At 63.3% G+C, this 24,079-nt stretch carries 27 protein-coding genes and 1 riboswitch; of the genes, 13 read left to right on the top strand and 14 right to left on the bottom strand.

Annotation, left to right across the window (positions count from 1 at the left end; translation table 11 throughout):
* Nucleotides 1-6 precede the first annotated feature (6 nt).
* The 4 genes from IFT98_RS10600 to IFT98_RS10585 all read right to left on the bottom strand — a co-directional run bounded on the left by IFT98_RS10600 (nucleotide 7) and on the right by IFT98_RS10585 (nucleotide 3,183).
* Nucleotides 7-918 carry a MerR family transcriptional regulator gene (locus IFT98_RS10600; RefSeq protein WP_192048533.1) on the bottom strand — a complete coding sequence of 304 codons (912 nt, stop codon included), beginning with the start codon at nucleotides 916-918 and terminating at the stop codon, nucleotides 7-9.
* Entirely contained in the window at nucleotides 908-1,870 is a 963-nt protein-coding gene (locus tag IFT98_RS10595) for a YbgA family protein (RefSeq protein ID WP_122795335.1), read from the bottom strand. The genes IFT98_RS10600 and IFT98_RS10595 overlap by 11 nt, the downstream gene beginning before the upstream one ends.
* A gap of 117 nt (nucleotides 1,871-1,987) precedes the next feature.
* A complete protein-coding gene (locus tag IFT98_RS10590; RefSeq protein ID WP_192048531.1) occupies nucleotides 1,988-2,212 on the bottom strand; it encodes a TIGR02450 family Trp-rich protein in 225 nt (74 codons plus the stop codon).
* Nucleotides 2,209-3,183 (bottom strand): NAD(P)/FAD-dependent oxidoreductase, encoded by a 975-nt coding sequence (locus tag IFT98_RS10585; RefSeq protein ID WP_342214161.1) that lies wholly within the window; start codon nucleotides 3,181-3,183, stop codon nucleotides 2,209-2,211. The genes IFT98_RS10590 and IFT98_RS10585 overlap by 4 nt, the downstream gene beginning before the upstream one ends.
* A 285-nt stretch (nucleotides 3,184-3,468) precedes the next feature.
* On the opposite strand from IFT98_RS10585, the gene IFT98_RS10580 reads away from it, so the two are divergent.
* Together IFT98_RS10580 and hemH are read left to right on the top strand one after the other, a co-directional pair.
* The gene (locus IFT98_RS10580; RefSeq protein ID WP_122715173.1) at nucleotides 3,469-4,371 is read left to right on the top strand and encodes a TIGR01777 family oxidoreductase; all 903 of its coding nucleotides are present in this window, start codon (nucleotides 3,469-3,471) and stop codon (nucleotides 4,369-4,371) included.
* A 33-nt stretch (nucleotides 4,372-4,404) separates the two neighbouring features.
* Complete coding sequence (gene hemH, locus IFT98_RS10575; RefSeq protein ID WP_192048527.1) at nucleotides 4,405-5,430, top strand: ferrochelatase; 1,026 nt, start codon at nucleotides 4,405-4,407, stop codon at nucleotides 5,428-5,430.
* A 48-nt stretch (nucleotides 5,431-5,478) separates the two neighbouring features.
* On the opposite strand, the gene IFT98_RS10570 is transcribed toward hemH, so the two are convergent.
* Both IFT98_RS10570 and upp read right to left on the bottom strand, forming a co-directional pair.
* Nucleotides 5,479-6,741 carry a uracil-xanthine permease family protein gene (locus tag IFT98_RS10570; RefSeq protein WP_122475210.1) on the bottom strand — a complete coding sequence of 421 codons (1,263 nt, stop codon included), beginning with the start codon at nucleotides 6,739-6,741 and terminating at the stop codon, nucleotides 5,479-5,481.
* A 3-nt stretch (nucleotides 6,742-6,744) separates the two neighbouring features.
* Nucleotides 6,745-7,383, bottom strand: coding sequence for a uracil phosphoribosyltransferase (upp, locus tag IFT98_RS10565; RefSeq protein ID WP_122715177.1), 639 nt, complete (start codon nucleotides 7,381-7,383; stop codon nucleotides 6,745-6,747).
* A 172-nt stretch (nucleotides 7,384-7,555) separates the two neighbouring features.
* On the opposite strand from upp, the gene IFT98_RS10560 reads away from it, so the two are divergent.
* The 3 genes from IFT98_RS10560 (at nucleotide 7,556) to IFT98_RS10550 (ending at nucleotide 9,285) form a co-directional block, all read left to right on the top strand.
* Nucleotides 7,556-8,113, top strand: coding sequence for a hypoxanthine-guanine phosphoribosyltransferase (locus IFT98_RS10560; RefSeq protein ID WP_192048525.1), 558 nt, complete (start codon nucleotides 7,556-7,558; stop codon nucleotides 8,111-8,113).
* Nucleotides 8,114-8,455: 342 nt separating this feature from the next.
* Nucleotides 8,456-8,935 (top strand): hypothetical protein, encoded by a 480-nt coding sequence (locus IFT98_RS10555; RefSeq protein WP_192048523.1) that lies wholly within the window; start codon nucleotides 8,456-8,458, stop codon nucleotides 8,933-8,935.
* A 68-nt stretch (nucleotides 8,936-9,003) separates the two neighbouring features.
* Nucleotides 9,004-9,285 carry a PA4642 family protein gene (locus tag IFT98_RS10550; RefSeq protein ID WP_192048521.1) on the top strand — a complete coding sequence of 94 codons (282 nt, stop codon included), beginning with the start codon at nucleotides 9,004-9,006 and terminating at the stop codon, nucleotides 9,283-9,285.
* A gap of 350 nt (nucleotides 9,286-9,635) precedes the next feature.
* On the opposite strand, the gene mqo is transcribed toward IFT98_RS10550, so the two are convergent.
* Both mqo and IFT98_RS10540 read right to left on the bottom strand, forming a co-directional pair.
* Complete coding sequence (mqo, locus tag IFT98_RS10545; protein WP_192048517.1) at nucleotides 9,636-11,147, bottom strand: malate dehydrogenase (quinone); 1,512 nt, start codon at nucleotides 11,145-11,147, stop codon at nucleotides 9,636-9,638.
* Nucleotides 11,148-11,730: 583 nt separating this feature from the next.
* Nucleotides 11,731-11,964, bottom strand: a complete 234-nt coding sequence (locus IFT98_RS10540; RefSeq protein ID WP_122799964.1) for a hypothetical protein — start codon at nucleotides 11,962-11,964, stop codon at nucleotides 11,731-11,733.
* A 179-nt stretch (nucleotides 11,965-12,143) separates the two neighbouring features.
* On the opposite strand from IFT98_RS10540, the gene IFT98_RS10535 reads away from it, so the two are divergent.
* Nucleotides 12,144-12,737 carry a YajG family lipoprotein gene (locus tag IFT98_RS10535; RefSeq protein WP_192048515.1) on the top strand — a complete coding sequence of 198 codons (594 nt, stop codon included), beginning with the start codon at nucleotides 12,144-12,146 and terminating at the stop codon, nucleotides 12,735-12,737.
* 76 nt (nucleotides 12,738-12,813) lie between these two features.
* Here the strand turns inward: IFT98_RS10535 and IFT98_RS10530 are convergent, their stop codons facing one another.
* Nucleotides 12,814-13,020, bottom strand: a complete 207-nt coding sequence (locus IFT98_RS10530; protein WP_192048513.1) for a hypothetical protein — start codon at nucleotides 13,018-13,020, stop codon at nucleotides 12,814-12,816.
* 142 nt (nucleotides 13,021-13,162) lie between these two features.
* Nucleotides 13,163-14,329 carry a 1-acyl-sn-glycerol-3-phosphate acyltransferase gene (locus IFT98_RS10525; protein ID WP_192048511.1) on the bottom strand — a complete coding sequence of 389 codons (1,167 nt, stop codon included), beginning with the start codon at nucleotides 14,327-14,329 and terminating at the stop codon, nucleotides 13,163-13,165.
* 130 nt (nucleotides 14,330-14,459) lie between these two features.
* Here IFT98_RS10525 and IFT98_RS10520 point away from each other — a divergent pair, with 130 nt between their 5' ends.
* From IFT98_RS10520 to IFT98_RS10505, 4 genes are all read left to right on the top strand, one after another.
* Nucleotides 14,460-14,642, top strand: coding sequence for a CPXCG motif-containing cysteine-rich protein (locus IFT98_RS10520; protein WP_192048509.1), 183 nt, complete (start codon nucleotides 14,460-14,462; stop codon nucleotides 14,640-14,642).
* Nucleotides 14,642-14,902: a putative signal transducing protein gene (locus IFT98_RS10515; RefSeq protein ID WP_122475195.1), complete on the top strand. Its 261-nt coding sequence runs from the start codon at nucleotides 14,642-14,644 to the stop codon at nucleotides 14,900-14,902. Before IFT98_RS10520 ends, IFT98_RS10515 begins: the two co-directional genes overlap by 1 nt.
* Nucleotides 14,903-14,923: 21 nt before the next feature.
* Complete coding sequence (locus tag IFT98_RS10510; protein ID WP_185795019.1) at nucleotides 14,924-15,544, top strand: SOS response-associated peptidase; 621 nt, start codon at nucleotides 14,924-14,926, stop codon at nucleotides 15,542-15,544.
* 253 nt (nucleotides 15,545-15,797) lie between these two features.
* Complete coding sequence (locus tag IFT98_RS10505) at nucleotides 15,798-16,619, top strand: M48 family metallopeptidase (protein WP_122715185.1); 822 nt, start codon at nucleotides 15,798-15,800, stop codon at nucleotides 16,617-16,619.
* A 94-nt stretch (nucleotides 16,620-16,713) separates the two neighbouring features.
* Here IFT98_RS10505 and IFT98_RS10500 read toward each other — a convergent pair whose 3' ends face one another.
* The 3 genes from IFT98_RS10500 to IFT98_RS10490 all read right to left on the bottom strand — a co-directional run bounded on the left by IFT98_RS10500 (nucleotide 16,714) and on the right by IFT98_RS10490 (nucleotide 19,552).
* Nucleotides 16,714-17,298 (bottom strand): TMEM165/GDT1 family protein, encoded by a 585-nt coding sequence (locus IFT98_RS10500; RefSeq protein ID WP_122475190.1) that lies wholly within the window; start codon nucleotides 17,296-17,298, stop codon nucleotides 16,714-16,716.
* A 90-nt stretch (nucleotides 17,299-17,388) separates the two neighbouring features.
* A riboswitch (yybP-ykoY riboswitch) is annotated at nucleotides 17,389-17,506 on the bottom strand.
* A gap of 42 nt (nucleotides 17,507-17,548) precedes the next feature.
* Complete coding sequence (locus IFT98_RS10495; protein ID WP_192048507.1) at nucleotides 17,549-18,544, bottom strand: class I SAM-dependent methyltransferase; 996 nt, start codon at nucleotides 18,542-18,544, stop codon at nucleotides 17,549-17,551.
* Between the two features lie 48 nt (nucleotides 18,545-18,592).
* Entirely contained in the window at nucleotides 18,593-19,552 is a 960-nt protein-coding gene (locus IFT98_RS10490; RefSeq protein ID WP_192048505.1) for a 2-hydroxyacid dehydrogenase, read from the bottom strand.
* 146 nt (nucleotides 19,553-19,698) lie between these two features.
* On the opposite strand from IFT98_RS10490, the gene IFT98_RS10485 reads away from it, so the two are divergent.
* The 3 genes from IFT98_RS10485 (at nucleotide 19,699) to IFT98_RS10475 (ending at nucleotide 23,144) form a co-directional block, all read left to right on the top strand.
* Nucleotides 19,699-20,328, top strand: coding sequence for a LysE family translocator (locus IFT98_RS10485; protein WP_192048503.1), 630 nt, complete (start codon nucleotides 19,699-19,701; stop codon nucleotides 20,326-20,328).
* Nucleotides 20,329-20,425: 97 nt separating this feature from the next.
* Nucleotides 20,426-22,300 (top strand): DUF1302 domain-containing protein, encoded by a 1,875-nt coding sequence (locus tag IFT98_RS10480; RefSeq protein ID WP_192048501.1) that lies wholly within the window; start codon nucleotides 20,426-20,428, stop codon nucleotides 22,298-22,300.
* A 145-nt stretch (nucleotides 22,301-22,445) separates the two neighbouring features.
* The gene (locus tag IFT98_RS10475) at nucleotides 22,446-23,144 is read left to right on the top strand and encodes an OmpA family protein (RefSeq protein ID WP_122475182.1); all 699 of its coding nucleotides are present in this window, start codon (nucleotides 22,446-22,448) and stop codon (nucleotides 23,142-23,144) included.
* A gap of 55 nt (nucleotides 23,145-23,199) precedes the next feature.
* Here IFT98_RS10475 and IFT98_RS10470 read toward each other — a convergent pair whose 3' ends face one another.
* On the bottom strand, nucleotides 23,200-24,078 hold the full coding sequence (locus IFT98_RS10470) for an acyltransferase (RefSeq protein WP_192048499.1): 879 nt from the start codon (nucleotides 24,076-24,078) through the stop codon (nucleotides 23,200-23,202).
* Nucleotide 24,079 lies beyond the last annotated feature (1 nt).

Here is a 24,079-nt window from a genome sequence, read left to right as displayed (position 1 = left end):
TCGAATTCAGGGTTGCCGGTCGGCCAATACGCCAGACGCCTGCAGCATCTGCTGGGCGTGCAACGGATCGGTCGCCAGGTGCAGATCGGCAATGGGGGAAGGGCCGTCGCCCGCGGCGGCACGGTGAATGAGCACGGCCGAGCCCACCAGCCATTTGGGGCACGTGCAACCGACCAGCAACCGCCCCAGCGCCGCGAGGTTGAGGGCCTTGTCGGCGTACAGCACCAGCGCGCGTGCCTCAAGCTTGTCGCAGGCCAGGGCCAGTTCGCCCGCCGGCAGCGGCGCGTCGAACACCTGCACCGGGCAATCACTGCTGCTGATCAGCCAGGCGCCCAGCCACAGGTAAGGGTCCGGAGTGATGTCGGCCTGGTTGACCAGCACCACAGGTGCGCCGCTCAGTTGGCGGTTGTTGTGATAGAGGCGGGCACCCAGTTTGCTGCGCAGCCAGCCATGGAAGAACACACGTTGCATCTGCGCCCCGAATTGGCCGGCCCAGCGCTGCTCCAGATCGGTCAGCAGCGGCAGCAGCAAGTGCTCGCACAAAGTGGCAGGCGGATACAGGGCCATCGCTTGATTGAACAGATCATCCAGCTGACGCTCGGCCATATCGGTGATGGCTTGGATCAATGTCTGGCGCAGCTGCTGCCAATCGTTGTGAACCTGCGGCTGGGCATCGCGCGGGGCGTCGAGCAGTTGTTTCACCTGGCTGACGGCCACGCCTCGGTTGAGCCAGGTCAGCACGTGCTGGATCCGCGCGATCTGTGCGGCGTCGTACAAACGATGGCCCTTGGCGGTGCGGTGAGGCACGATCAGGCCATAGCGCCGTTCCCAGGCGCGCAGGGTGACCGGGTGCACACCGGTTTGCCGGGTGACTTCGCGGATCGGCAGCCAGTCGGTGCCGTTGGCGTCAGATGGCATTGCGCAAGCTCAGGTTTTCCGGGTGCGGCTGCAGGTAGGTCTGCTGGGCAATGTAGGGGTCTGGATGGATGCGGAACAGATGCTTGAGTAGCGTCATCGGTACCACCAGCGGCACGATGCCCTCGCGGTACTGATTGATCAGTTGTTGCAGCTCTTGCTTGTCCTGCGCATCGATGTCGCGCTTGAGATAGCCGCTGATGTGCTGCAGCACGTTGCTGTGGGTGCCGCGGGTGGCGCAGCGCTTGAGCGCTTGCATCAGTTCACTGAAATACTGCGGGCCGATCTGCGCCGCGTCGCCGCGGCCCATGCTGCCCAGCAGCTTGCCCAGGACCTTGTATTGCAGCGGGTTGTTAGCCATCAACTGATATTTGAAGCGCGAGTGGAATTCCGTCAGGGCACGTCGCGTCAAACCGTCTGCCAGCAGCGCTTGCCACTGGGCATAAGCGCCGACGCGCACAAGGAAGTTTTCCCGCAGTACCGGATCGCACAGACGACCTTCTTCCTCCACCGGCAAATCCGGGTGGCGTGCGCAGAATGCCTGGGCATAGATGCCGCGGCCGCCTTCGCGCTGAGGAGCGCCGTTGTCGCGATAGATCTTCACCCGCTCCAAACCACAGGACGGCGATTTCTGCATGAAGATGTAGCCACAGAGATCGGTCAGTTCGCCGGCCATTCGTTCGCCGTAGGCAGCCAAAGGTGCGGTGACGTTGATGTCGGGATGTACGGTACCCACCGCCTGGGTGTGATCCTTGTCGCCGACCAGACGAATCGGCTCGCGCGGCGTACCCAAGCCAATGGCGACCTCGGGGCAGACCGGGACGAACTCGAAATGCTCGACCAGGATCCGGCTGCACCAGCGCGATTCCTTGTGCCCGGCGTTGTAGCGCACGGGTGCACCGAGCAGGCAGGCGCTGATACCGATCTTGGGTTTGCTGACGCTGGGCTCTTGCATGACGGACCTCTTCTGAAACCTGTACATACTGACAACGCTGTACAGCATAGTTTCATCTTAGGTCCGTATTTGTACAGGTCAAATGCTTTGTACAGAATTACAGTCATTGGCAGGGTGTCACTGCCAGCCCATCTTCCAGCTCTGCATATCCTGCAGGGCCTGCCACGGCAGACGTTCGGTACGGTGGGTGAGAACCGCCTGCAACTCGACCTCCAGCACGACGCCTTCGTCATCGCAGAACACTTCGCTGACCAGGAAATGCTTCTCGCGGTTCACGGGGCGCACGGCGGTCCATTTCGACAGCAACATCTTGCGCGGATTGAGCCGATGCCGGGCATTCATTGCAAGTGCTCGAGCAGGCGCCGCGCGGCTTCCTGGCCACTGAGCCAGGCGCCTTCGACGCGGCCTGACAGGCACCAGTCGCCGCACACGTACAGGCCCAGGTCGGGGTCGGCCAGCGCACCCCATTCATGGGGCTGAGCCGGGCGCGCGTAGAGCCAGCGATGGGCGATGCTGAAACTTGGCGCAGGCATCGGGCAATTTACCAGCTCGGCGAAGGCGCCATGCAGCTGTTCGATCACCGCCTCGCGGGACAGATCGATGTGCTGCTTGCTCCACGCGCTGGTGGCGTGCAGCACCCAGGTGTCGCTGCCGTCGTCGCGGCCGGGCTTGCTGCCACTTCGCGCCAGCCAGTCGAGCGGACTGTCCTGCACGAAGCAGCCCTGCATCGGTGTGTCCAGTGGCGTGTCGAAACTCAACGCCACCGCCCAGGTGGGGTCCATCTTGACCCCGGCCACTTGTGTGGCGAGCTTGGGCGCGCTGGCCAGTAGCGCGGTGGCTTGGGGCGCCGGCACGGCGAGCACGACGTGGCTGAAGGGTCCATGGCTGACGCCCTCGGCATCCAGCAGCTCCCAGAATTCCTCGCCCTTGAACACCTCGGCGATGCGGCAGGAAAAAGCAGCAGGCAGGTCGACAGCCATGGCCTTGGCAATGGCACTCATGCGTGGCGCACCGACCCAGCGTACCTGCTCGTCGGGCGACGGGCTGAGGCGACCCTGCTTGGCGTTGTACAGCGAAGGCGACCACGGCTGTGCGCAACCGTCGGCCTGCCATTGCTGGACCTGCGCCACGAAGCGCCGGTCGCGGGCAGTGAAATACTGCGCGCCGAGGTCGATCGAGCCGACCTCGCTGCGCTTGCTCGACATGCGGCCACCCACACCGCGCGCCTTGTCGAAAAGCTGCACCGCGTGGCCAGCCTTGTGCAACGCCTGGGCGGCGGAGAGCCCCGCCATGCCGGTACCGATGATTGCGATAGGTACGGTTGCTGAAGGTCCAGTCGCCGGAGTCGAAGACGTCGCAGGTGCCGTAGGTAAAGTCGCCGTAGGTAAAGTCATAGTGCCCTCGTAACAGCTTCGTAAGCGCTATGCACACGTGTGTTCGAAAAACAAACCTGTACAAAAGACTTAATAAGTATAAGTTAACGGGATCCTTTTTGCTCAGGTGTCCTATGGTTCATGAGAGAGGCACGCGGATGGAAAGTGCCTGTCTCATGAAAATAGACTAGCGCTGCAGACGCAACGCCACATTGGAGAAACCTTATGCACATATTGCTGACCGGCGGCACCGGGCTCATCGGCCGCAAGCTTTGCCAGCACTGGGTAGGGCAGGGGCATCGCCTGACGGTGCTCAGTCGCCAGCCGGGCCAGGTCAAGCAGCTGTGCGGGGCCAGCGTGCGCGGCGTGGCGCAGCTCGAGGAAATCGGCGACGAAACGGTGGACGCAGTGGTCAACCTGGCCGGCGCGCCGATTGCCGATCGCCCGTGGACCGCGCGACGCCGGGCGTTGCTGTGGAGCAGCCGGATCACCCTTACCGAGCGCCTCCTGGCATGGCTGGAAAGCCGTGCGCAGCGCCCCGAGGTATTGATTTCCGGCTCCGCCGTGGGCTGGTATGGCGATGGTGGCGAGCGGGAGTTGAACGAAACTTCGCAACCGGTCAAGGAGGACTTCGCCAGTCACTTGTGCATTGCCTGGGAAGAGACCGCCCTGCGCGCCGAAGCGTTGGGCGTGCGGGTGGTGCTGGTACGCACCGGGCTGGTGCTGGCGAGTCAGGGCGGCTTTCTCAAGCGCCTTGCGCTGCCATTCAAGCTGGGGCTGGGAGGCCCGATCGGCAGTGGCCGGCAGTGGATGCCATGGGTTCACATCGATGATCAAATCGCCTTGATTGATTTTCTCTTGCACCAGACCCAGTGCCGCGGTCCCTATAATGCGTGTGCGCCGGAGCCGGTGCGCAACCGTGAATTCGCACGACAACTGGGGCGTGCCCTGCATCGTCCGGCTTTCCTGCCGCTGCCCTCGCTGTTGCTCAAGGCGGGGCTCGGCGAGCTGTCAGGGCTATTGCTCGGTGGCCAGCGCGCACGCCCGGTGGCGCTGCAGGCCGCAGGTTTCAATTTCCGCTACAGCGAACTATCCGCCGCCCTGACCGAATTGTCGCGGCGCCTCTGAGCTCTAAACGACGAACCTGAAATAGGACGCTGCATGACCGATCACGCCCTGCTGCTGGTCAACCTGGGGTCGCCCGCATCGACCCAGGTGGCCGATGTACGTAGCTATCTCAACCAGTTCCTGATGGACCCTTATGTCATCGACGTGCCGTGGCCGCTGCGGCGTCTGATCGTGTCGCTGATCCTGGTCAAGCGCCCCGAGCAATCGGCACACGCCTATGCCTCGATCTGGTGGGAGGACGGCTCGCCGCTGGTGGTGCTGACCCGGCGCCTGCAGGCGGTCATGGCCGAGCAGTGGCGCCATGGTCCGGTGGAAGTCGCCATGCGTTATGGCGAGCCGTCGCTGGATACGGCACTCGCGCGCCTGGCCGAGCAGGGGGTGCGTAAAGTCACCCTGGCTCCGCTTTATCCACAGTTCGCCCAGAGCACCGTGACCACGGTGATCGAGCAGGCACGCAAGGTGGTGCGCGAGCGCAAGCTGGCCATGCAATTCAGCGTGCTGCAGCCGTTCTATGACCAGCCCGAATACGTGGATGCCTTGGTGGCCAGTGCCAAGCCCTACCTGGCGCAACCCCACGACCACCTGTTGATGAGCTTCCATGGACTGCCCGAACGGCACCTGACCAAGATCGACCCTACCGGCGGCCACTGTCTGCGTTCCGCCGACTGCTGCCAGAATGCGCCGCCCGAAGTGCTCGCTGTCTGCTATCGCGCGCAGTGCCTGCGTACGGCCAGCGCCTTCGCTGAGCGCATGGGCCTTGCCGAGGGCAGCTGGTCGGTGTCCTTCCAGTCGCGACTGGGCCGGGCCAAGTGGATCGAGCCCTACACCGAGGCGCGCCTGGATGAACTTGCCAGGCAAGGGGTGAAGAAGTTGCTGGTGATGTGCCCGGCGTTCGTCGCCGATTGCATCGAGACCCTGGAGGAGATCGGCGACCGTGGGCGCGAGCAGTTTTGCGAGGCGGGGGGCGAGGAGTTGGTGCTGGTGCCGTGCCTGAACGATCACCCGCAATGGGGTGAAGCGTTGAATACCCTGTGCGAGCGGGCACCCTTGATGCTGTGACGCTGAATCTGTCAGCAGAGAGCGCCGCAATGGCGCTCCCTGACGGCTTCAGGCCTGCGAGTCCTTTTTCCAGTCACCATGCCCCGGCAGCAGCAGGTTCAGGGCGATCGCTACCACGGCGCACAAGGCGATGCCCTTGAGGCCGAAGTCATCGGGCCCGGTACCGGTGCCGACCAGCACGCCGCCGATACCGAACACCAGGGTTACCGAGACGATCACCAGGTTGCGCGCCTCGGCCATGTCGACCTTGTGGCGAATCATGGTGTTCAGGCCCACCGCTGCGATGGAGCCGAACAGCAGGCACAGGATGCCGCCCATCACTGGCACTGGAATGCTTTGCAGCAGCGCGCCGAACTTGCCCACGAATGCCAGGCTGATCGCGAAGATCGACGCCCAGGTCATGATCTTGGGGTTGTAGTTCTTGGTCAGCATGACCGCGCCGGTCACTTCCGCATAGGTGGTATTGGGCGGTCCGCCGAACAGGCCGGCGGCAGTCGTGGCAATGCCGTCGCCCAGCAGAGTGCGGTGCAGTCCGGGTTTCTTCAGGTAGTCACGGCCGGTCACGCTGCCCACGGCGATCACGCCACCGATGTGCTCGATGGCGGGTGCCAGCGCCACAGGCACGATGAACAGGATGGCTTGCCAGTTGAACGCCGGCGCCGTGAAGTGAGGCAGGGCCAGCCAAGAGGCTGCGGCGATCTTGGCCGTGTCCACCACACCGAAAACGAATGCCATGGCGAAGCCTACTAGCACCCCGGCGATGATCGGCACCAGGCGAAAGATGCCCTTGCCGAACACGGCGACGACGATGGTGGTGAGCAGCGCCGGCATGGAGATCCACATGGCCGTGGCGTAGGGGATCAGCTCGGTGCCGTCGCCGGCCTTGCCCATCGCCATGTTGGCAGCGATCGGCGCCATCGCCAGGCCAATGGAGATCACGACCGGGCCGATAACCACGGGTGGCAGCAGGCGGTCGATGAAGCCGGTGCCCTTGATCTTCACCGCAAGCCCAAGGAAGGTGTAGACGAATCCGGCCGCCATGATCCCGCCCATCGTCTCGGCCAGGCCGAACTGGCCCTTGGCAAGGATGATAGGCGTGATGAAGGCAAAGCTCGATGCCAGGAATACCGGCACCTGACGACCCGTCACCAGTTGGAACAGCAGCGTGCCCAGGCCCGCGGTGAACAGCGCCACGTTCGGGTCCAGGCCGGTGATCAGCGGCATCAGTACCAGCGCGCCGAACGCCACGAAGAGCATCTGCGCGCCTGACAGTACCTGCCGCCAGAGCGGATCGTTGAACTCGTCCTGCATGGGTCAGGCGTCCTTCTGCTTGGTGCCGAAGATCTTGTCGCCGGCATCGCCCAGCCCGGGGATGATGTAGCCATGCTCGTTCAGGCGTTCGTCGATCGAAGCAGTGTAGATCTGCACGTCGGGGTGCGCCTTTTCCACGGCGGCAATGCCCTCGGGGGCAGCCACCAGCACCATGGCGCGGATTTCCTTGCAGCCGGCCTTCTTCAGCAGGTCGATGGTGGCAACCATGGAGCTGCCGGTGGCCAGCATCGGGTCGATGATCATCGCCAGGCGCTCGTCGATTTCATCGACCAGCTTTTCCAGGTAGGTGTGCGCCTGCAACGTATCCTCGTTGCGCGCAACGCCCACGGCGCTGACCTTGGCACCTGGAATCAGGCTGAGCACGCCGTCGAGCATGCCGATGCCGGCGCGCAGGATGGGCACCACGGTGATTTTCTTGCCCGCGATCTTTTCGACCAGCACCGGGCCAGCCCAGCCTGCAATTTCGTAGTTTTCCAGGGGCAGATCCTTGGTAGCCTCGTAGGTGAGCAAGGCTCCGACTTCCTGGGCGAGCTCGCGGAAGTTCTTGGTGCTGATGTCGGCACGGCGCATGAGGCCGAGCTTGTGGCGGATCAGCGGGTGGCGGATCTCACGGATAGGCATGGGGAAAGGCTCCGAACGGGCAAAAAAACGGCGGTAGATTAATCTATTGTATCGGGCTGTCCTATAGACATACTGCACGTTAGTGCATGAAAGCCTGGATTGTGCTTGATTCACGTCAGGTGTGTGCGTACCTTTGCCCGCTTTTCTTCCACCGCCCCCCTTGGAGAGCGTCATGTCCGCTGATCTCGAGCACATTCGTCAAGTCATGCGAGAGGCCGACTGCCTGTACACAGAAGCCCAGGTCGAGGCCGCCATTGCCAAGGTCGGCGCGCAGATCAACGCTGAACTGGCCGATCGCAACCCCGTGGTGTTCTGCGTGATGAACGGCGGGTTGATCTTCTCCGGCAAGCTGCTGACCCATCTGGATTTCCCGCTGGAGGCTTCGTACCTGCACGCTACCCGCTATCGCAACGAAACCCGCGGCGGCGATCTGTTCTGGAAGGCCAAGCCGGAAATCTCCTTCATCGACCGCGATGTACTGATCATCGACGACATCCTCGACGAGGGCCACACGCTCAGCGCTATCATCGACTTCTGCAAGCATGCCGGCGCCCGCGCCGTGCACACGGCCGTGCTGATCGACAAGGACCACGACCGCAAGGCCAGCCCCGACCTCAAGGCCGACTTCGTGGGTCTGCCGTGCGTCGACCGTTATATCTTCGGCTACGGCATGGATTACAAGGGTTACTGGCGCAACGCTGCGGGTATCTTCGCCGTCAAGGGCATGTAAGCCTCCCTCCGGACACCGAGCCTGGGTTTATCGCATTCCCCCCAGATCCAAGGCGTGCGCCGCCGACGCGGCTTGCGCCGCTGCTACAGGGATTGCGTGTGCCGCCGACGCGGCTTGCGCCGCTGCTATAGGGTTGCGGGCGCTGCCGGACGCGGCTTGCGCCGCTGCTACAGGGTTGCGGGCGCTGCCGGACGCGGCTTGCGCCGCTGCTACAGGGCCTGTTCAGCGCCAGACCGGATTGCGGAATTCTGTAGCAGCGGCGCGAGCCGCGTCCGGGCTCGCCGCAGACTCGCCCCCCTTGCAACATGCTAAAGTCCGCGGCTCTTCCACAAGGAGCCGCCCATGCGCCTGACCGTTGCCGCCATTGCCTTGCTGACCTGTCTGCCGCTGGCTGCAGCGCCTGGGCATGGCGTTGTTCATGAACAGTTCCTGCCGCCCGATGAGCAGACCCTGCGCGAAGGCGATCCGCAGCAGCAACTGTTGCAGGTGACCAGCTACTCGGTGGTCATGGGCAACCAGCGCCTTTCCAACCAGCAGCCCATACCGGTGACCGCGCCTATGCTGTTGCGCTTGAAGGGCAAGGCGTTGAGCAAGGACGCGAAACTGGCCGAAGTGCTGATCACCTTCGATGGCGAAAGCAAAAGCCTGAAGCGGCCAGCTTTCGACGCGGCCACCGGCACCTTGGCCCTGACCTATCCGCTGAGCCAGTACCGGATACTGCTCGACCTGCTGCGCAACGACACCGTCTACGTGCAGTTCCTCAGCTACCCCAATGGGCATGTCTGGGCCGATCTGCACACCGGCAACCTACGCGCGCGTTGAGCCCATCGCCAAGCCGAGGGTAAACTGCCTGCCCCGTGAATGACCGTGATAGCGAGTTGGAGTCGGTAATGCGTAAAGACAAGAAGCAATTGATTGGCGACGAGATCGGCGATGAGCAGATCAAGCTGTTCCTGAATTTCGAGCCGGTTGATGCCACCTCGCCGTCGCTGCACAAGCTGATCAAGGCGTACCGTGGCCTGCGCGTCGATGACTTCGCACGCTTTCTGGTGTTCTTCAAGGAAGCGGGCTACGAGCTCGACGGCAAGGACGAACACGGCAACGATTTCATCACCTTGATTCGCGACCAGCGCAACGCCCAGGAATACATCGACCTGATCGAGCGAGCCTGACACGACCCCCGTAGCAGCGGCGCAAGCCGCGTCGGCGGCACATGCGGTGTGTCTGTGGAAACGCGGTGAGCCTGGACGCGGCTTGCACCGCTGCTACAAGGGCGGTGGCCCGGACGCGGCTTGCGCCGCTGCTACAAGGGCGGTGGCACCGGACGCGGCTTGCACCGCTGCTACAAGGGCGGTGGCACCGGACGCGGCTGGCACCGCTGCTACAAGGGCGGTGGCACCGGACGCGGCTGGCACCGCTGCTACAAGGGTGGTGGCCCGGACACGGCTGGCACCGCTGTTACAGGAGCGATGCAATTCCCTGTAGCAGCGGCGCGAGCCGCGTCGGCGGTACGTGCGGTGTGTCAGGCGTAATACTGCACGCCGTCCGCTTTTTCCGCGAGCTCGAGCGCCACGTCGCTGTCATGGCTGACGCGACGGTAGGTTTCGGCATCGTTCGCCAGTACCTGTTCGCGGGCAGGGAAGATCTCCGTCAGCTTGGTCGCCCATGCCTGTGATCGGGTCTGCTCAGGGAAGCAGCGCTCAAGCAGGTCGAGCATGATCGAAACGGTCACCGAGGCACCCGGTGACGCACCGAGCAAGGCCGCCAGCGAGCCGTCGGCGGCAGACACCAGCTCGGTGCCGAATTGCAGCACGCCACCTTTCTTCGGATCCTTCTTGATGATCTGCACGCGCTGGCCAGCCACCTCCAGACGCCAATCCTCTGCACGGGCCTGCGGGTAGAAGCGTCGCAACGAATCCAGACGCTGCTCCATGGACTGACGCACTTCGCTCATCAGGTACTTGGTCAGGTCCATGTTGTCGCGGGCCACCGCCAGCATCGGGCCGATGTTCGCCGCGCGCACCGACAGCGGCAGGTCGAGGAACGAGCCATGCTTGAGGAACTTGGTGGTGAAGCCAGCGTAAGGGCCGAACAGCAGCGACTTGTTGCCATCGACCACGCGAGTGTCCAGGTGCGGCACGGACATGGGCGGTGAGCCCACCGCCGCCTGGCTGTAGACCTTGGCCTGGTGCTGCTTGACCACCTCGGGATTGTCGCAGCGCAGCCACTGGCCGCTGACCGGGAAGCCACCGAAGCCCTTGCCTTCTTCGATCCCGGACATCTGCAGCAGTGGCAAAGCAGCACCGCCTGCGCCCAGGAATACGAATTTGGCGTCGATTTCGCGGGTATTGCCGGTGTTGACATCCTTGATGCTGACCGTCCAGCCACTGCCCTTGCGCACAAGGCCAGTGACTTTCTTGCAGTACTTGACCTGCGCGCCGGGCGCGCTGGCCAGATGGGCCAAAAGCTTGTTGGTCAAGGCGCCGAAGTTGACGTCGGTACCGCCCATCACACGGGTAGCACTGATGTGTTGATCGGCCGGACGCCCCGGCATCATCAGCGGCATCCACTCGGCCATCTTTGCCTTGTCTTCGGTGTATTCCATGTCGGCGAAGGCGTGGTGGGTCTTGAGCATTTCATAGCGCTTCCTGAGGAAGGCCACGCCCTTGTCACCCTCGACATAGCTCAGGTGCGGCACCGGGCTTATGAACGAACGTGCCGAACCGAAGCTGCTTTTCCTGCTCAGGTAGGCCCAGAACTGCTTGGAGACCTCGAACTGAGTGTTGATCTGCACGGCTTTCTTGATGTCGATGGAGCCATCGGCGGCCTGCGGCGTGTAGTTGAGCTCACACAGGCCGGCATGGCCGGTCCCGGCGTTGTTCCACGGATTGGAGCTCTCCGCGGCACCGGAGTCCATGAGCTCGACGACTTCCAGCTTCAATGCCGGGTCGAGTTCCTTGAGCAGTACGGCCAAGGTGGCACTCATGATGCCGGCCCCTACCAATACCACGTCGACTGCTTCGTTTTGCGCCATTTAACGCGTCTCCAAAATCTTCAGCACCCATTGACAGCATGGGACCCCGGTACGTCTGTGCAGGCCTGGGTCGCCATGTCCGAATCTTCGCAACTGCATCGCTGAAATGGCCTGTGCCGACAAGTCTGCCGGGCATTGCCCATGAACTCACGTTCGGCCCGCCAACGCCATAGGACCATGGTGGATACGTGCGTTCAGCGAACTGGAGCCATCATGCGAAGCGTTCGATCCTTCCTCGTTGGGCTGTTCGGGACGCAGATAGTGCTGGTACAGATCCAAGACTTTTCATTTGCTCGCCACACTCTTGTGAAGTTGTGAAACCCGTTTATTTCACGCTCTTTTGGAGTCGTGAACCTCAAGAAGGCTGCTTGGAGGATCGGCAGCGGCAGGGTGGCACGAGCGAATGGAAACGCCAGCGCGTGACCTGCGTGGGCGGCTCTCTGTGGGCGGTGCGGAGGCCAAGACGAGTGTGTTGGCAGTGCTGCGAGGCCCGATCAGGAGACGTCCTTATAATCGGGGGAAGATTATAGCGATGAAACGCGGCGAGTTGATCGTTATTTACAGGCTTTTGGTGACCGGCCAGTCAGGCGTGCACCGCTCGAATCCCGCCAGCCCCCGTGGCACGGGAGCTGACGCGGGCATGGGCAGGCAATGGCTGGCCCAGCCATTGTGGGCGAATATCGCCAACCTCGACCCAACCCTCGCCGACGGGCGCCTGCTGGCATTGCTTGAAGGCGCGGCACAGGCCCTGCTGGTCGAGAGCGACGTAGCAACGGTAGGGCTGGCTGGCCCTGAACAGAGACTTGAGAAAACCCATGAGCGATTCTCCGTGCGGTGGCGTGCGGTGGACTGTAGACGCGATACTGCCCGCAGACGGTGACAGGCTGATGACACGGACCACGCTGGGTCGCCTGCAGGTGTTTCATGGCTGGTCCATTGCCCGCAGGCCCCGCTATACTCCCGGCTTATCCACTGCCCGTTGCCGGAGAGATGCGCATGTTGCACCGCCTGTTGTTCGCTATGATCGCTGTGACCAGTCTGACGTTGGTCGGTTGTGCCAACAGCCCGCAACAACTCAGCCCGCAGCCGCGCCTGACTTCGCAGTTCGCCGCTGTCGGCCAGGGCCAAGCAGTGGCCGTACGCGTCGTCGACGGTCGACCTTCGCCGACCCTGGGCACCCGTGGCGGCCTTTATCCGGAAACCAGCGCAGTGAGCGTTGCCGCCAACGATGTGTTGCCCAAACTGCAGGCCCAGGCCGAAGCGGCCGTACGACTGCTCGGCTTCACGCCCACGGGCAACAACGGCAGCGCGCCTTCGTTGACCATCACCCTGGCCGAACTCAAGTACCAGTCGCCCAAGGACAAGATGTACGTCACCGAGGCCAACATCGGCGCCACGTTCAAGGCCGACGTCACCAACGGTGGCCGTCACTACAGCGGCCGCTACGGCGCTTCCTTGAACCAGCGTTTCGGTATGGCGCCGAACCAGGAAACCAACACCAAGCTGGTCAGCGATGTTCTGAGCGATGCGCTGACGCGCGTGTTCAAGGACGCCACCATCGGCCAGACCCTGTCCCAGAGCAACTTCTGACAACGTCTGTCCGTTACGAAAAAGCCCGCGATGTTCGCGGGCTTTTTCATGGGCTGGATTTCACTGCGTGGCGGGTTCAGGCCGCGCGCATGTGAAAGTCGAGCACGCTGATCCCGGTGCCCAGGTCCAGATCGGGCCAGTCACCGTGCTGATGACCGCCCAAGGCGCAGTACACCAGCCACTGTCGGTCCTGGACATTGAACGCCAGGGCGTCGATCAGAGCTTCCTGCTCGTCGCTGGCGGTAATCTGGTAGAGACGATCCTGGTTAAGGGCGTGCAGCATGACGGGCATCCGAAGCGTGTTGGGTGAGGGTGCAACACGATGCCTGTTTTGCATGAAGGGTGCATGAAGGGTGCATGAAGGGTGCATGACGGGCGCATGACGGTGTCATGACGGCCGCATGACACCCCCACGCTGGCTGACCCTAGAGCGGCAGCCCTGCCTTGACGCGATACTGGTTGCGCACTGGCGTGGCGTATTGCACCACCAGGAACGGTCGCTGTTCCACCGGGCACTCGCGCAACCGCCGCAGCCATTCGGCACGGGCCTTTTCCAGCTCGGCGGCTGGAAACACATCGGCTGCTGCGGGTACCTGCAACTCGGGATCGGCATCCGCCCACTGTGCGTAGGCCAGGTAGTGCACGGGAAACAGACGATAACCGCCCAGAATCTGCCGGTCGATCTCCACGGCCAGCTGCTTGGTGTCTTCGAACGACTCGGTGATGGGCGCGGCAAAGTTGATGTGCACGCGGCCCTTGTAGCCGGTGATGCCCTGGGCAATGCTGACGTCGTCTTCGCCGGGGGCCTTGTTGTAGGCGCCCTTGGTAGCACGGATGTACAGCTCGCGCGCCTTGGCCTGATCGCAGGGGTCGTATTCGTAGCTGATCGACACCGGCGTCAGGTTCAGCGCCTTGATGGTTTCGCCGAAAGGTTCGTCCTTGCGGCTCATGTGAAACATCTTGAGGATCGCCGAATCGGTGCGGTCGTCGCCGTCCTTGGCGCGGCCTTCGGCCTGGGCGATCCAGATCGAGGCGCAGTCGTGGCGGATCGAGTGGTTGATGTAGGCCGACAGCAGCTGATAGGACGCCAGCTTTTCCCGCCGCCCGACCAGCGAGCGATGGACGATGAAGCTTTTGTTCAGGCGCATCAGGTCGCTGACGAAAGGCTTCTGCAGCAGATTGTCGCCGATGGCAATGCGCGGCGTCGGCAGCCCGGCGTGGTACACGGCGTAGTTGACGAACGCCGGGTCCATGACGATATCGCGATGGTTGGCCAGAAACAGGTACGCACTGCCGGACTTGAACTGCTCGACACCGGTGTAGGTCACACCGTCGGTGGCGCGGTCGATGGTGTGGTCGACGTAGAATTCGACCTTGTCCTGCAGCGTGGCGACGTTGGTGACATCCTTGAACTCGCGCCGCAGACGCCGTGCGATCAACGGCTTGAGCAGCCAGCCAAAGGTCTTGGCCTGACGCGGGAAGCGAAAGTGGGTGAGGATATCCAGAAATGCCGGGTCGCTGAGCAACCGTGCCAGAACGGCAGGTACTTCGGCGTCGTCGTACGGTCGGATGGCATCGAATTCGCCCATCATGCTCTCTTGTTGGAAACGGCTAAGGTAAAGGTACAGGCGCAAGGTTGTGGGCAAAGGGTAGGGGCCCATGTAGCCAACGGCCTGCAAACAGAGTGGCGATTATACGCACAAGTGAGCCGTGGAGGCCGCGATGCTGGAAACCCAAGATTACGATTGCCCCTATTGCGGCGAGCCTGCCGAAGCGGTGCTCGATCTGTCCGCTGGCGATCAGGACTATATAGAAGACTGCCCGGTGTGCTGCCGACCCATCGTGTTCGCGTTGCAGACCGACGGCGAGCGATGGTCGCTGCACGTGCGCAGCGAGAACGAGTGATGCAGCGCATCTACGAGCCTGCAAGCCTGCTCGAAGCGCAGATGCTTCTGGGCATGCTGGAGAACGAAGGAGTGGGTGTGCATCTGGCGGGTCGAGATCTGGTCGGCGGCATGGGAGACCTGCCTGCCATGGGCCTGCTGGGTTTGCTGGTGGCCGACGAGCAGGCCGATTACGCACGGCAGTTGATCGGTGAGTACAATGCCGCGCTGCCCATGTCGGGCGACGAGCCCGACAGTTTTCCCGGGGTTCTGCTGTGTTAGACCCCTCAAGAGTTTTTTCTGATGTGTGGACGTTTTGCCTTGTTTCGCTGGTCACCCGGTTTCGCCGCGCAGGAGGGCTTTCCCGAAGGCCAGCAGGCGCAGTGGAACATATCGCCGGGTGACTCGGTGCTGATCCAGCGCCGCGAGGGTGAGCGCTCGACCCTGGCCAAGGCGCGCTGGGGGCTGACCCCGCCATGGTTGACCGACCTGTCGCGAACCCCTGCCCATGCGCGGGCCGAGACGGTGGCCGAGCAGCCGATGTTTCGCGAAGCCTTGCGCCTGCGTCGTTGCCTGATTCCGGCCAACGGCTTCTACGAGTGGCGGGGCAATGTGCGCAAGCGGCCTTTCTGGCTGACGCCAGGCGAGGGTTCTTCGCTGTTTTTCGCGGGTATCTGGGAAGCCTATCCGGTGCAGGAGCAGGTCTGGTTGAGCACGGCAGTGGTGACCCAGCCGGCCATGAGCCAGCGCCGGCCGTTGATCCTCGATGCCGCCGGGCAGGCGGCCTGGCTGGACCCGGAAACGCCCTTGGCTGCCCTGCAGTCGCTGCTCGCCGCACCGCAGGCCGCCCTGCGCGAGCGTCCGCTGGCCAATCTGGTCAATGACCCCAAGCTCAACGCCCCGGAGTGCCTGACGCCGGCGTGATGTCTTGGCACAGACCGCGTCGCCTGTTTCGCGGCCACGGACCGCTCCCACGGGTGCGGGCGGTGCAACTGTTCCGGCTGCGTCGCCTGTTTCGCGGCCACGGACCGCTCCCACGGGTGTGCGCTGTGCCATTGTGGGAGCGGTCAACGGCCGCGAAACGGGCACTGCGGTGTATCGGCCGGACTGCTTCCACAGGTGTCGTGTCCGATACTCACCGTGTAGGATACCCGCCAGGTTTCCCAGGAGAGTTTCAATGGGCAAGTTCTTCATTCCGGCCACCCTGGCCGTCAGCCTTCTGCTGGCCGGTTGTCAGGCCGTCAACACCACCAGCTCAGGCGCTGTGGGTGTGGAGCGCAAGCAATACATGTTCAGCATGTTGTCCACCGACGAGGTGAACAAGATGTACGCCCAGTCCTACCAGCAGACCTTGACCGAGGCCAGCGGCAAGGGCGTGCTCGACAAGACCAGCGCCGAAGCCAAGCGCGTGCAGACGATCGCCGATCGGCTGATCGCCCAAGCGCCCAAGCTGCGTCCGGATTCGGCACAGTGGCAATGGGAAGTGAACCTGATCAAGAGCGACGAGCTCAACGCCAACTGCGGTCCCGGCGGCAAGATCATCTTCTACACCGGCCTGATCGACAAACTGAAACTCACCGACGACGAGATCGCCGCCGTGATGGGCCATGAAATCGCGCATGCCTTGCGTGAGCATGGCCGTGAGTCGATGTCCAAGGCCTACGGCATCCAGATGGCACGCAACGGGGCAGGGGCGCTGCTGGGGCTGGGCGAAGACAGCCTGAAGCTGGCCGATACCGTGGTCAACTACAGCCTGACCTTGCCCAACAGCCGCAGCAACGAGAACGAAGCCGACCTGTTCGGGCTGGAGCTGGCAGCGCGTGCAGGGTACGACCCCAATGCCGCCATCACCCTGTGGAACAAGATGACGGCAGCGGCGGGCAGCAACTCGCCACCGGAATTCATGAGCACGCACCCGGCTTCAGCCAGCCGGATATCGTCATTGCAGGCAGCGATTCCCAAGGTCATGCCGTTGTATGAGCAGGCGAAGAAATCCTGACGGACCGCGGCGCCTGATTCGCGGGCAGAGACCCGCTCCCACAGAAGATCTACTGTGGGAGCGGGTCCCTCCCCGCGAAGGCCGCACCGCTAAGCTACACCCAGCCGCTGACCTTCATCGCCTGATACACCGCAACGAACGCCAGGATGAAAAACGCCCCCGAAGCCAGCCGGCGGATCAGCGTCAGCGGCAACTTGTCGGCGGCAAAATTGCCCGCCAGCACCACCGGGACATTGGCAATCAACATGCCCAGCGTGGTGCCGATGATGACCATCAGCAGGTGCGGATACTGCGCCGCCAGCATCACCGTAGCGACCTGGGTCTTGTCGCCGATCTCGGCAATGAAAAACGCGATCAGCGTGGTCATGAACGGCCCGTAGCGCCGTGCGGTGTTGGCCTCGTCGTCGTCGATCTTGTCCGGTATCAGGGTCCACAGAGCGGTCGCGGCGAAGCTTGCCGCCAGGATCCAGTGCAAGGCAGCGTCGGAGAAGAACCCGCTGAACCAGGCGCCCACTGCACCTGCCGCCGCATGGTTGGCCAGGGTGGCCGCGACGATGCCAGCGATGATCGGCCAAGGCTTGCGAAAGCGTGCGGCAAGGATCAGCGCGAGCAACTGGGTCTTGTCGCCGATTTCGGCCAAGGCCACCAGCCCGGTAGGGACAAGCAGGGATTCCAACATCAGGAGCGTTCCTATGGGGGCGGGTCGACACGGCTATGACACGAACAGCCTCCCCGCCCCGGGTAAGGTGTGCGTGTCATAGGTCTTGTCAAACCCGGGCCGTCTGTGCGGCCGCTGGGTCGCACGCGCCATGGCCTGAGGGCCAAGTATGTTGACGCGTGCCATGCGAGCTGGCGCTCGCGGGAGACTACTCCCCTAGGACGGTGCGGATTCTGCCTAGGCGATCACGATAGGGCAAGAAAATATTTCGCTATTTGACAGCCCTGTAAATCTTGAAGCCGCGTCCCTCGGAGAGTGTCTGGCAGCGCCCGAAAGCGCCTTCGATCAGCGGTTGATAACGCAGGAAACTGTTGGCAACCAGGCGAAGCTCGCCGCCTTTTTTCAGATGTTGGCTGGATTTTTCCAGCAGGTTCTCCGCAGCGTGGTAGCTGGTATGCACCCCGGCATGGAACGGCGGATTGCTGATGATGGCATCCAGATGCAGCGGCGCGGCGTCGATACCGTCGCCGGTGATGACGTCGGCATCCAGACCGTTGGCTGCCAGCGTCAGGCGGCTGCTGGCCGTGGCAAACGCATCGACATCGAGCAGGGTCAGCTGGTTGTCCGGGTAGCGCCGCTTGAGACTGGCGCCGATCACGCCGGCACCACAGCCGAAGTCCAGCAGATGGCCGCGAGGGAGGCCGCCGATGTGATCGAGCAGCAGTTCGGTGCCCCGGTCCAGCCGACCATGGCTGAATACACCCGGCAGGCTGACCACGGTCAACGGCTCACCGGCAATCTGCAGCTCATAGCGCTGCGCCAGGCTTTCCAGGTCCACGGCCGGTGGTGCCTGTTCGACCGTCACCTGCCACAGCTGGCAGTGCCGTGCGCTGTCCAGCTTGCGCGGCTTGCCGAAGGCGTGCAGCAGCTTCGCCGCGCCCTCGATGCCGCCACGCTTCTCGCCCACCAGGTACAGCTCACGCCCTTGTAGCCGGGACGCCAGGGCATTGAGCAGGTAGCTGGTGAGGTCACGGGACTTGGGCAGGAACAGCACTGCACCCTCGAACGCCGTCTCGGGGATGGTCACGCCGAAATGGCTGCGGCCTTCGAAGCGTGCCTCCAGCGCTGCCTGGTCGCCGGCATGCCAGCACCAGCCGGCGGCGTTCGGCAACTGGCCGAAGAGGTCGTCGGCAGGCAGCCCGGCCAACAACAGCTGACCTTGAAACAAATTGGCCTGACGAAGCAGCACTTCACTGCGCGGGTCCATGGGAGGGCTCCTGGCAAAAGCGCGGATTCTAGCAGACCAGGGCCGGTTTCAGACGCTGCGGATGGGCTGGCCGGCGAAGAACGCCGTGGCGTTTTCCGCCAGTTGGCCAATGATCCGCTGACGCGCCTCGACACTGCCCCAGGCACTGTGCGGGGTGATGATCAGGCGTGGGATGTCGTCGGCCAGCAGGGGGTTGCCGTCTACCGGTGGCTCGACGCTGAGCACATCGGTGGCCGCGCCGCCCAGGTGCCCGCGGCGCAAGGCATCGGCCAGGGCCTGCTCGTCGATGATGCCGCCGCGCGCGGTGTTGACCACAAAGGCGCTGGGCTTGAGCAACGCCAGCTCGGGTGCGCCGATCATGTGTCGGGTGTGCTCGTTGAGCGGGCAGTGCAGGGTCAATGCGTCGATCTGCGGCAGCAGCTCATGCAGCGGCAGGCGATCGGCGCGTGCCGGGCGGCCGGGAATCTGCCCCGACAGCACACGCATGCCGAAGGCTTCGGCCAGCCTGGCAACCGCGCCACCGAGTTCGCCATGGCCCAGCAGGCCGAGGGTCTTGCCTTCCAGTTCGACGATGGGAAAATCCAGCAGGCAGAACTGCTTGGCCTGCTGCCATTTGCCGCCTGCAATGGCGCGCTGATAGTCAGGCAGTCGGGTGGCCAGGGCCAGCAACAGCATCAAGGTGTGCTGGGCCACCGAAGGGGTGCCGTAGCCTTGGCAGTTGCACACGGTGATGCCCAGCTTGCGCGCGGCCGCAAGGTCGACGTTGTTGGTGCCCGTGGCCGACACCAACACCAGCTTGAGGTCCGGGCAGGCCTGCAGGGTCGCGGCATCCAGAGCGATCTTGTTGCTGATGACCACGCTTAGGCCGCGCAGGCGCTCGAGCAGTTGCTCAGGCGTCGTGCTGGGGTAGAGCTGCAGGTCTTCGAAGCAGGCCTTGAGCGCGGCAGGGTCCAGGTCACCCAGGTCCAGGGAGCTGTAGTCGAGGAAGGCGGCACGGGTAGCGGGCATGGGTGAACCTCTTGAAGTGGATGTGGATGTTCTACCATAGCTGCTGGATGAAAATCTTGTGGCCCTGGCCTGCGGAGGTGAGGTAGCGTCCGGGGCTGTTTTTGTAATCACCGCGTTTGCATTTGCCGCGCACGGAGCCTGCCGTCATGTACTGGACCGAATTTCTCACCGTTGCCTTCATCCACTTGCTGGCAGTGGCCAGCCCGGGTCCGGATTTCGCGGTGGTGGTGCGCGAAAGCGTCAGCCACGGGCGCCGGGCCGGTCTGTGGACCGCGCTGGGGGTAGGCACGGCGATCTTCGTTCACGTGGGCTATTCACTGCTGGGAATCGGCCTGATCGTGTCCCAGTCCATCGTGCTGTTCAATGTCCTGAAATGGGCCGCTGCGGCGTACCTGCTCTACATCGGTTTCAAGGCCCTGCGTGCCAAGCCGGCCGAGGTCGGTGTGCAGGCCAGCAGCGCGGCGCCGGTTCAACGCACGCCCAAGGGTGCCTACGTGGCCGGCTTCATGACCAATGGCCTGAACCCCAAGGCCACCTTGTTCTTTCTTTCCCTGTTTACCGTGGTGATCAGCCCGCACACGCCGCTGCCGGTCCAGGCCGGTTACGGCGTGTACTTGGCGCTGGCCACGGCGCTGTGGTTCTGCCTGGTGGCCATGCTGTTCAGCCAGCGCCGGGTGCGCGAAGGCTTCGCACGCATGGGGCATTGGTTCGACCGTGCCATGGGCGTGGTCCTGGTGGCGCTGGGCGTGAAGATCGCCCTGAGCGAAATTCGCTGAAACCTGCCGCGCACTCGCGTCGGATATCGCTCCTGGCTGGCTATAATGGCCGCGCAGCGCCTCTTGCCAGCAGCACCACGAAAATGGAACAGCGTCGATGAATTCAGTACACCTGCCCTGTCGCCGGGCCAGATTACCCCTGGCAGTCGGTTTGGCGACGCTTGCCGGGCCGGCGCTTGCCGTGAGCTTCAACATCGGCGAAATCGATGGTCAGTTCGATACCTCGCTGTCGGTCGGCGCCAGTTGGTCCACGGCCGGGGCGAACCGCAACCTGATCGGCGTCAACAATGGTGGCGCGGGCCTGTCGCAGACCACTGACGACGGTCACTTGAATTTCAAGAAACGTGAAACCTTTTCCAAGATCTTCAAGGGGCTGCACGACCTGGAGTTGAAATACGGCGACAGCGGCGTCTTCATTCGCGGCAAATACTGGTACGACTTCGAACTCAAGGACGAAGGCCGTCCCTTCAAGGACATTAGCGACGCCAACCGCAAGGAGGCCGCGCAGTCCTCCGGTGCGCAGCTTCTCGACGCGTTCGTCTACCACAACTACGCCATCGGCGATCAACCAGGCGCCGTTCGCCTGGGCAAGCAGGTGGTCAGCTGGGGCGAGAGCACCTTCATCCAGAATGGCATCAACGCACTCAACCCGATCGACGTCTCGGCCTTCCGCCGACCCGGTGCCGAGATCAAGGAAGGGCTGATTCCGGTCAATCTGTTCTACGTCTCGCAGAGCCTGACCGACAATCTGTCGGCCGAGGCTTTCTACCAGCTCGAATGGGACCAGACGGTGGCTGACAACTGCGGCACGTTCTTCGCCCAGGCAGACGTTGCCGCCGATGGCTGCAGCGATAACCTGCGTCTGCTGGGCAAGCGCTCAGGGTTGCCGGCTGCCGCTCTGCCAGCGCTTGTCGCGGCCGGTGTGGACGTCAACGAGGAAGGGGTGCTGGTGCGCCGGGGTGCAGACCGTGATGCACGCGACAGCGGCCAGTTCGGCGTGGCGCTGCACTACAACTACGACCCACTGGACACCGAGTTCGGTGCCTATTTCATGAACTATCACAGCCGCGCGCCGATGTTCAACGCGACCGGGGCATCGACCACGACCTACGCAGCAGCGTCGCGCGCCGGCGCTTTGGGGCCGTTGCTGGTGGCCGGCAATTCCAGCTACTTCTACGACTACCCCGAAGACATTCGCCTTTACGGGCTGAGCTTTTCCACCACACTGCCTACCGGCACCGCGTGGAGTGGCGAAGTCAGCTACCGGCCCAATGCACCGGTGCAGCTCAATACCACCGACATTCTCTATGCCGGTGTGCGCCCACTGGGCGGTACCTACAGCAATTCGTCGCTGCTCGACGGCACGCCCGGCCAGGACTTGAAGGGCTACCGCCGCAAGGAAATCACCCAGCTGCAGACCACCCTGACGCATTTTTTCGATCGGGTCATGGGCGCAGACCGGTTGACGGTGGTGGGCGAGGTGGGCGTCACCCACGTCGGTGGCCTGGAGAGCAGTTCGCGCATGCGCTACGGTCGCGACGCGGTGCATGGACCTGGCGCTTTGCCCGCCACCAACGGCCTGGACACCTGCGCAACCCTGCTCAACAGCGCTACCCTGGCCGCTGCGGGTCCAGGTGCCTCGACCAGCAATCGTTCGCGCAACTGCACCGACGGCGGTTTTACCACCAGCACCGCATGGGGCTATCGTGCCCGCGCCATCTGGGACTACAACAGCGTGCTCGCCGGGATCAACCTGCGCCCCAGCGTGGCGTGGTCGCACGATGTGTCCGGCTATTCGCCGAGCCCCGGCGGCAACTTCGAGGAAGGTCGCAAGGCGGTCAGCCTCGGGCTCGACGCCGAGTACCAGAACACCTACACGGCGAGCCTGTCGTACACCAACTTCTTCGACGGCAAGTACACCACGGTGGATGACCGCGACTTCCTCGAACTCAGCTTCGGCGTGCATTTTTAAGCGGCTCTTTGCAAGCTGCAGGCGTCGAGCCTGGTCGGCCCGGTGTGGGGAATCTTTCCCGGGGTTTGCCGTCTAAAGCAGTCAGAGGTCCATGACCCGCCGCATTCTGGTTTGCAGATTTCCGCCTTTGTAGTAGGAGTTGCCCATGTTTACCTCGCGTCGCTTGATCACTGCCGCCGCTGCCATCGCCCTGTTGTCCGGGTGCGCGTCGCAGAATCCGTATGAAAACCAGGGCCAGGCCCAGGGTTCTTCGGGCATCAGCAAGACCGCCAAGTATGGCGGGCTGGGTGCACTGGCCGGTGCCGTGGCCGGTGCCGCCATCGACCACAACAACCGCGGCAAGGGTGCCCTGATCGGTGCTGCCGTGGCGGGTGCCGCTTCGGCAGGCTATGGCTACTACGCCGACCGCCAGGAAGCGGCATTGCGTGAAAGCATGGCCAACACCGGGGTCGAGGTGCAGCGCCAGGGCGATCAGATCAAGCTGATCATGCCGGGCAACATCACCTTCGCCACCGACTCGTCGAATATCTCCAGCAGCTTCTACTCGCCGTTGAACAACCTGGGCAATTCGTTCAAGCAGTTCAACGAAAACAACATCGAGATCGTCGGTTACACCGACAGCACCGGCAGCCGCCAGCACAACATGGACCTGTCGCTGCAGCGTGCCCAGGCGGTCAGCAACTACCTAACCTCCCAGGGTGTCGATGGCTCGCGCCTGTCGGTCCGCGGCGCAGGTCCCGACCAGCCGATCGCCAGCAACGCCGACGCCAATGGCCGCGCCCAGAACCGCCGCGTCGAAGTCAACCTCAAGCCGATTCCGGGCCAGCAGTACCCGCAGCAGTAATCCCTGCCTCGGCCATGAAAAATCCCGCTCTGGCAGCGGGATTTTTTGTGGGCGATCAGTCCGTTTCGAGTCGTTCCAGCGTCGCGTCCTTCTGCGTCCACAATGCGTTGACCCACGCCTGGAACCGAGCCCGGTACTCTTCGTCCTGATCGTAGCTGTGGCCGATGAACTGCGCGGGAATCGGCAGTTCTTCGAACAGCACATGAATCTCGCCCACCCGACCGCATAGCAGATCCCAGAAGCCGGGAGCGCCCTTGGGGTAGAACAGCGTCACGTTGACCATCGACTGCAGTTGCTCGCCCATGGCATCGAGCACGAAGGCAATGCCACCGGCCTTGGGCTTGAGCAGATGGCGGAACGGTGATGCCTGGGCCGCGTGCTTGGCCGGAGTGAAGCGTGTGCCTTCGGCGAAGTTGAAGATGGCGGTCGGCTTGCCGCGAAACTTGGCGCAGGCGCGGCGCGTGGTGAGCAGGTCTTCGCCTCTCTTTTCCGGATGCCTGGCCAGGTAGGCCTTGGAATAGCGCTTCATGAAAGGGAAGCCGAGCGCCCACCAGGCCAGGCCGATTACCGGCACCCAGATGAGCTCGCGCTTGAGGAAAAACTTCAGCGGACGAATTCGCCGGTTCAGCACGTATTGCAGCACGAGGATATCGACCCAACTCTGGTGGTTGCTGGTCACCAGGTAGGAGTGCTGGTAGTCAAGGCCCTGCAAGCCCTCGACTTTCCAGCGGATACCGCCGAGCAGGTTCATCCAGGCCTTGTTGTTGCTGATCCAGGCTTCGTGGATGTGGCGCATCAGTTCGTCGGTCACACGCTGCGCCGCCGCGAACGGCAGGCACAGCTTGAGCAGGCTGACGATGAACAGCGGCGTGCAGCAAACGATGGTGTTCAGCGCCAGCAACAGTGCGGCGCACAAGCCGGTAAGCGTTTTCAAG

Origin of the sequence: Pseudomonas sp. CFBP 8770, from assembly GCF_014841705.1 — a bacterium.
GTDB lineage: Bacteria > Pseudomonadota > Gammaproteobacteria > Pseudomonadales > Pseudomonadaceae > Aquipseudomonas.
The sequence above is the reverse complement of the archived record's forward strand: the minus strand, read 5'-3'. Positions and strand labels throughout refer to the sequence as shown.

What these genes read in the sequence shown, in the direction of transcription:
- IFT98_RS10550 (WP_192048521.1), top strand. Translation starts at nt 9,004, where the DNA reads ATGCGTAAAGACAAGAAGCAATTGATTGGCGACGAGATCGGCGATGAG.
- IFT98_RS10570 (WP_122475210.1), bottom strand. Translation starts at nt 6,741, where the DNA reads ATGCAGGACGAGTTCAACGATCCGCTCTGGCGGCAGGTACTGTCAGGC.
- IFT98_RS10560 (WP_192048525.1), top strand. Translation starts at nt 7,556, where the DNA reads ATGTCCGCTGATCTCGAGCACATTCGTCAAGTCATGCGAGAGGCCGAC.
- IFT98_RS10525 (WP_192048511.1), bottom strand. Translation starts at nt 14,329, where the DNA reads ATGATGGGCGAATTCGATGCCATCCGACCGTACGACGACGCCGAAGTA.
- hemH (WP_192048527.1), top strand. Translation starts at nt 4,405, where the DNA reads ATGACCGATCACGCCCTGCTGCTGGTCAACCTGGGGTCGCCCGCATCG.
- IFT98_RS10490 (WP_192048505.1), bottom strand. Translation starts at nt 19,552, where the DNA reads ATGCCCGCTACCCGTGCCGCCTTCCTCGACTACAGCTCCCTGGACCTG.
- IFT98_RS10510 (WP_185795019.1), top strand. Translation starts at nt 14,924, where the DNA reads ATGTGTGGACGTTTTGCCTTGTTTCGCTGGTCACCCGGTTTCGCCGCG.
- upp (WP_122715177.1), bottom strand. Translation starts at nt 7,383, where the DNA reads ATGCCTATCCGTGAGATCCGCCACCCGCTGATCCGCCACAAGCTCGGC.
- IFT98_RS10515 (WP_122475195.1), top strand. Translation starts at nt 14,642, where the DNA reads ATGCAGCGCATCTACGAGCCTGCAAGCCTGCTCGAAGCGCAGATGCTT.
- IFT98_RS10520 (WP_192048509.1), top strand. Translation starts at nt 14,460, where the DNA reads ATGCTGGAAACCCAAGATTACGATTGCCCCTATTGCGGCGAGCCTGCC.
- mqo (WP_192048517.1), bottom strand. Translation starts at nt 11,147, where the DNA reads ATGGCGCAAAACGAAGCAGTCGACGTGGTATTGGTAGGGGCCGGCATC.
- IFT98_RS10600 (WP_192048533.1), bottom strand. Translation starts at nt 918, where the DNA reads ATGCCATCTGACGCCAACGGCACCGACTGGCTGCCGATCCGCGAAGTC.
- IFT98_RS10485 (WP_192048503.1), top strand. Translation starts at nt 19,699, where the DNA reads ATGTACTGGACCGAATTTCTCACCGTTGCCTTCATCCACTTGCTGGCA.
- IFT98_RS10505 (WP_122715185.1), top strand. Translation starts at nt 15,798, where the DNA reads ATGGGCAAGTTCTTCATTCCGGCCACCCTGGCCGTCAGCCTTCTGCTG.
- IFT98_RS10555 (WP_192048523.1), top strand. Translation starts at nt 8,456, where the DNA reads ATGCGCCTGACCGTTGCCGCCATTGCCTTGCTGACCTGTCTGCCGCTG.
- IFT98_RS10540 (WP_122799964.1), bottom strand. Translation starts at nt 11,964, where the DNA reads ATGGGTTTTCTCAAGTCTCTGTTCAGGGCCAGCCAGCCCTACCGTTGC.
- IFT98_RS10475 (WP_122475182.1), top strand. Translation starts at nt 22,446, where the DNA reads ATGTTTACCTCGCGTCGCTTGATCACTGCCGCCGCTGCCATCGCCCTG.
- IFT98_RS10580 (WP_122715173.1), top strand. Translation starts at nt 3,469, where the DNA reads ATGCACATATTGCTGACCGGCGGCACCGGGCTCATCGGCCGCAAGCTT.
- IFT98_RS10590 (WP_192048531.1), bottom strand. Translation starts at nt 2,212, where the DNA reads ATGAATGCCCGGCATCGGCTCAATCCGCGCAAGATGTTGCTGTCGAAA.
- IFT98_RS10595 (WP_122795335.1), bottom strand. Translation starts at nt 1,870, where the DNA reads ATGCAAGAGCCCAGCGTCAGCAAACCCAAGATCGGTATCAGCGCCTGC.
- IFT98_RS10500 (WP_122475190.1), bottom strand. Translation starts at nt 17,298, where the DNA reads ATGTTGGAATCCCTGCTTGTCCCTACCGGGCTGGTGGCCTTGGCCGAA.
- IFT98_RS10495 (WP_192048507.1), bottom strand. Translation starts at nt 18,544, where the DNA reads ATGGACCCGCGCAGTGAAGTGCTGCTTCGTCAGGCCAATTTGTTTCAA.
- IFT98_RS10530 (WP_192048513.1), bottom strand. Translation starts at nt 13,020, where the DNA reads ATGCTGCACGCCCTTAACCAGGATCGTCTCTACCAGATTACCGCCAGC.
- IFT98_RS10535 (WP_192048515.1), top strand. Translation starts at nt 12,144, where the DNA reads ATGTTGCACCGCCTGTTGTTCGCTATGATCGCTGTGACCAGTCTGACG.
- IFT98_RS10480 (WP_192048501.1), top strand. Translation starts at nt 20,426, where the DNA reads ATGAATTCAGTACACCTGCCCTGTCGCCGGGCCAGATTACCCCTGGCA.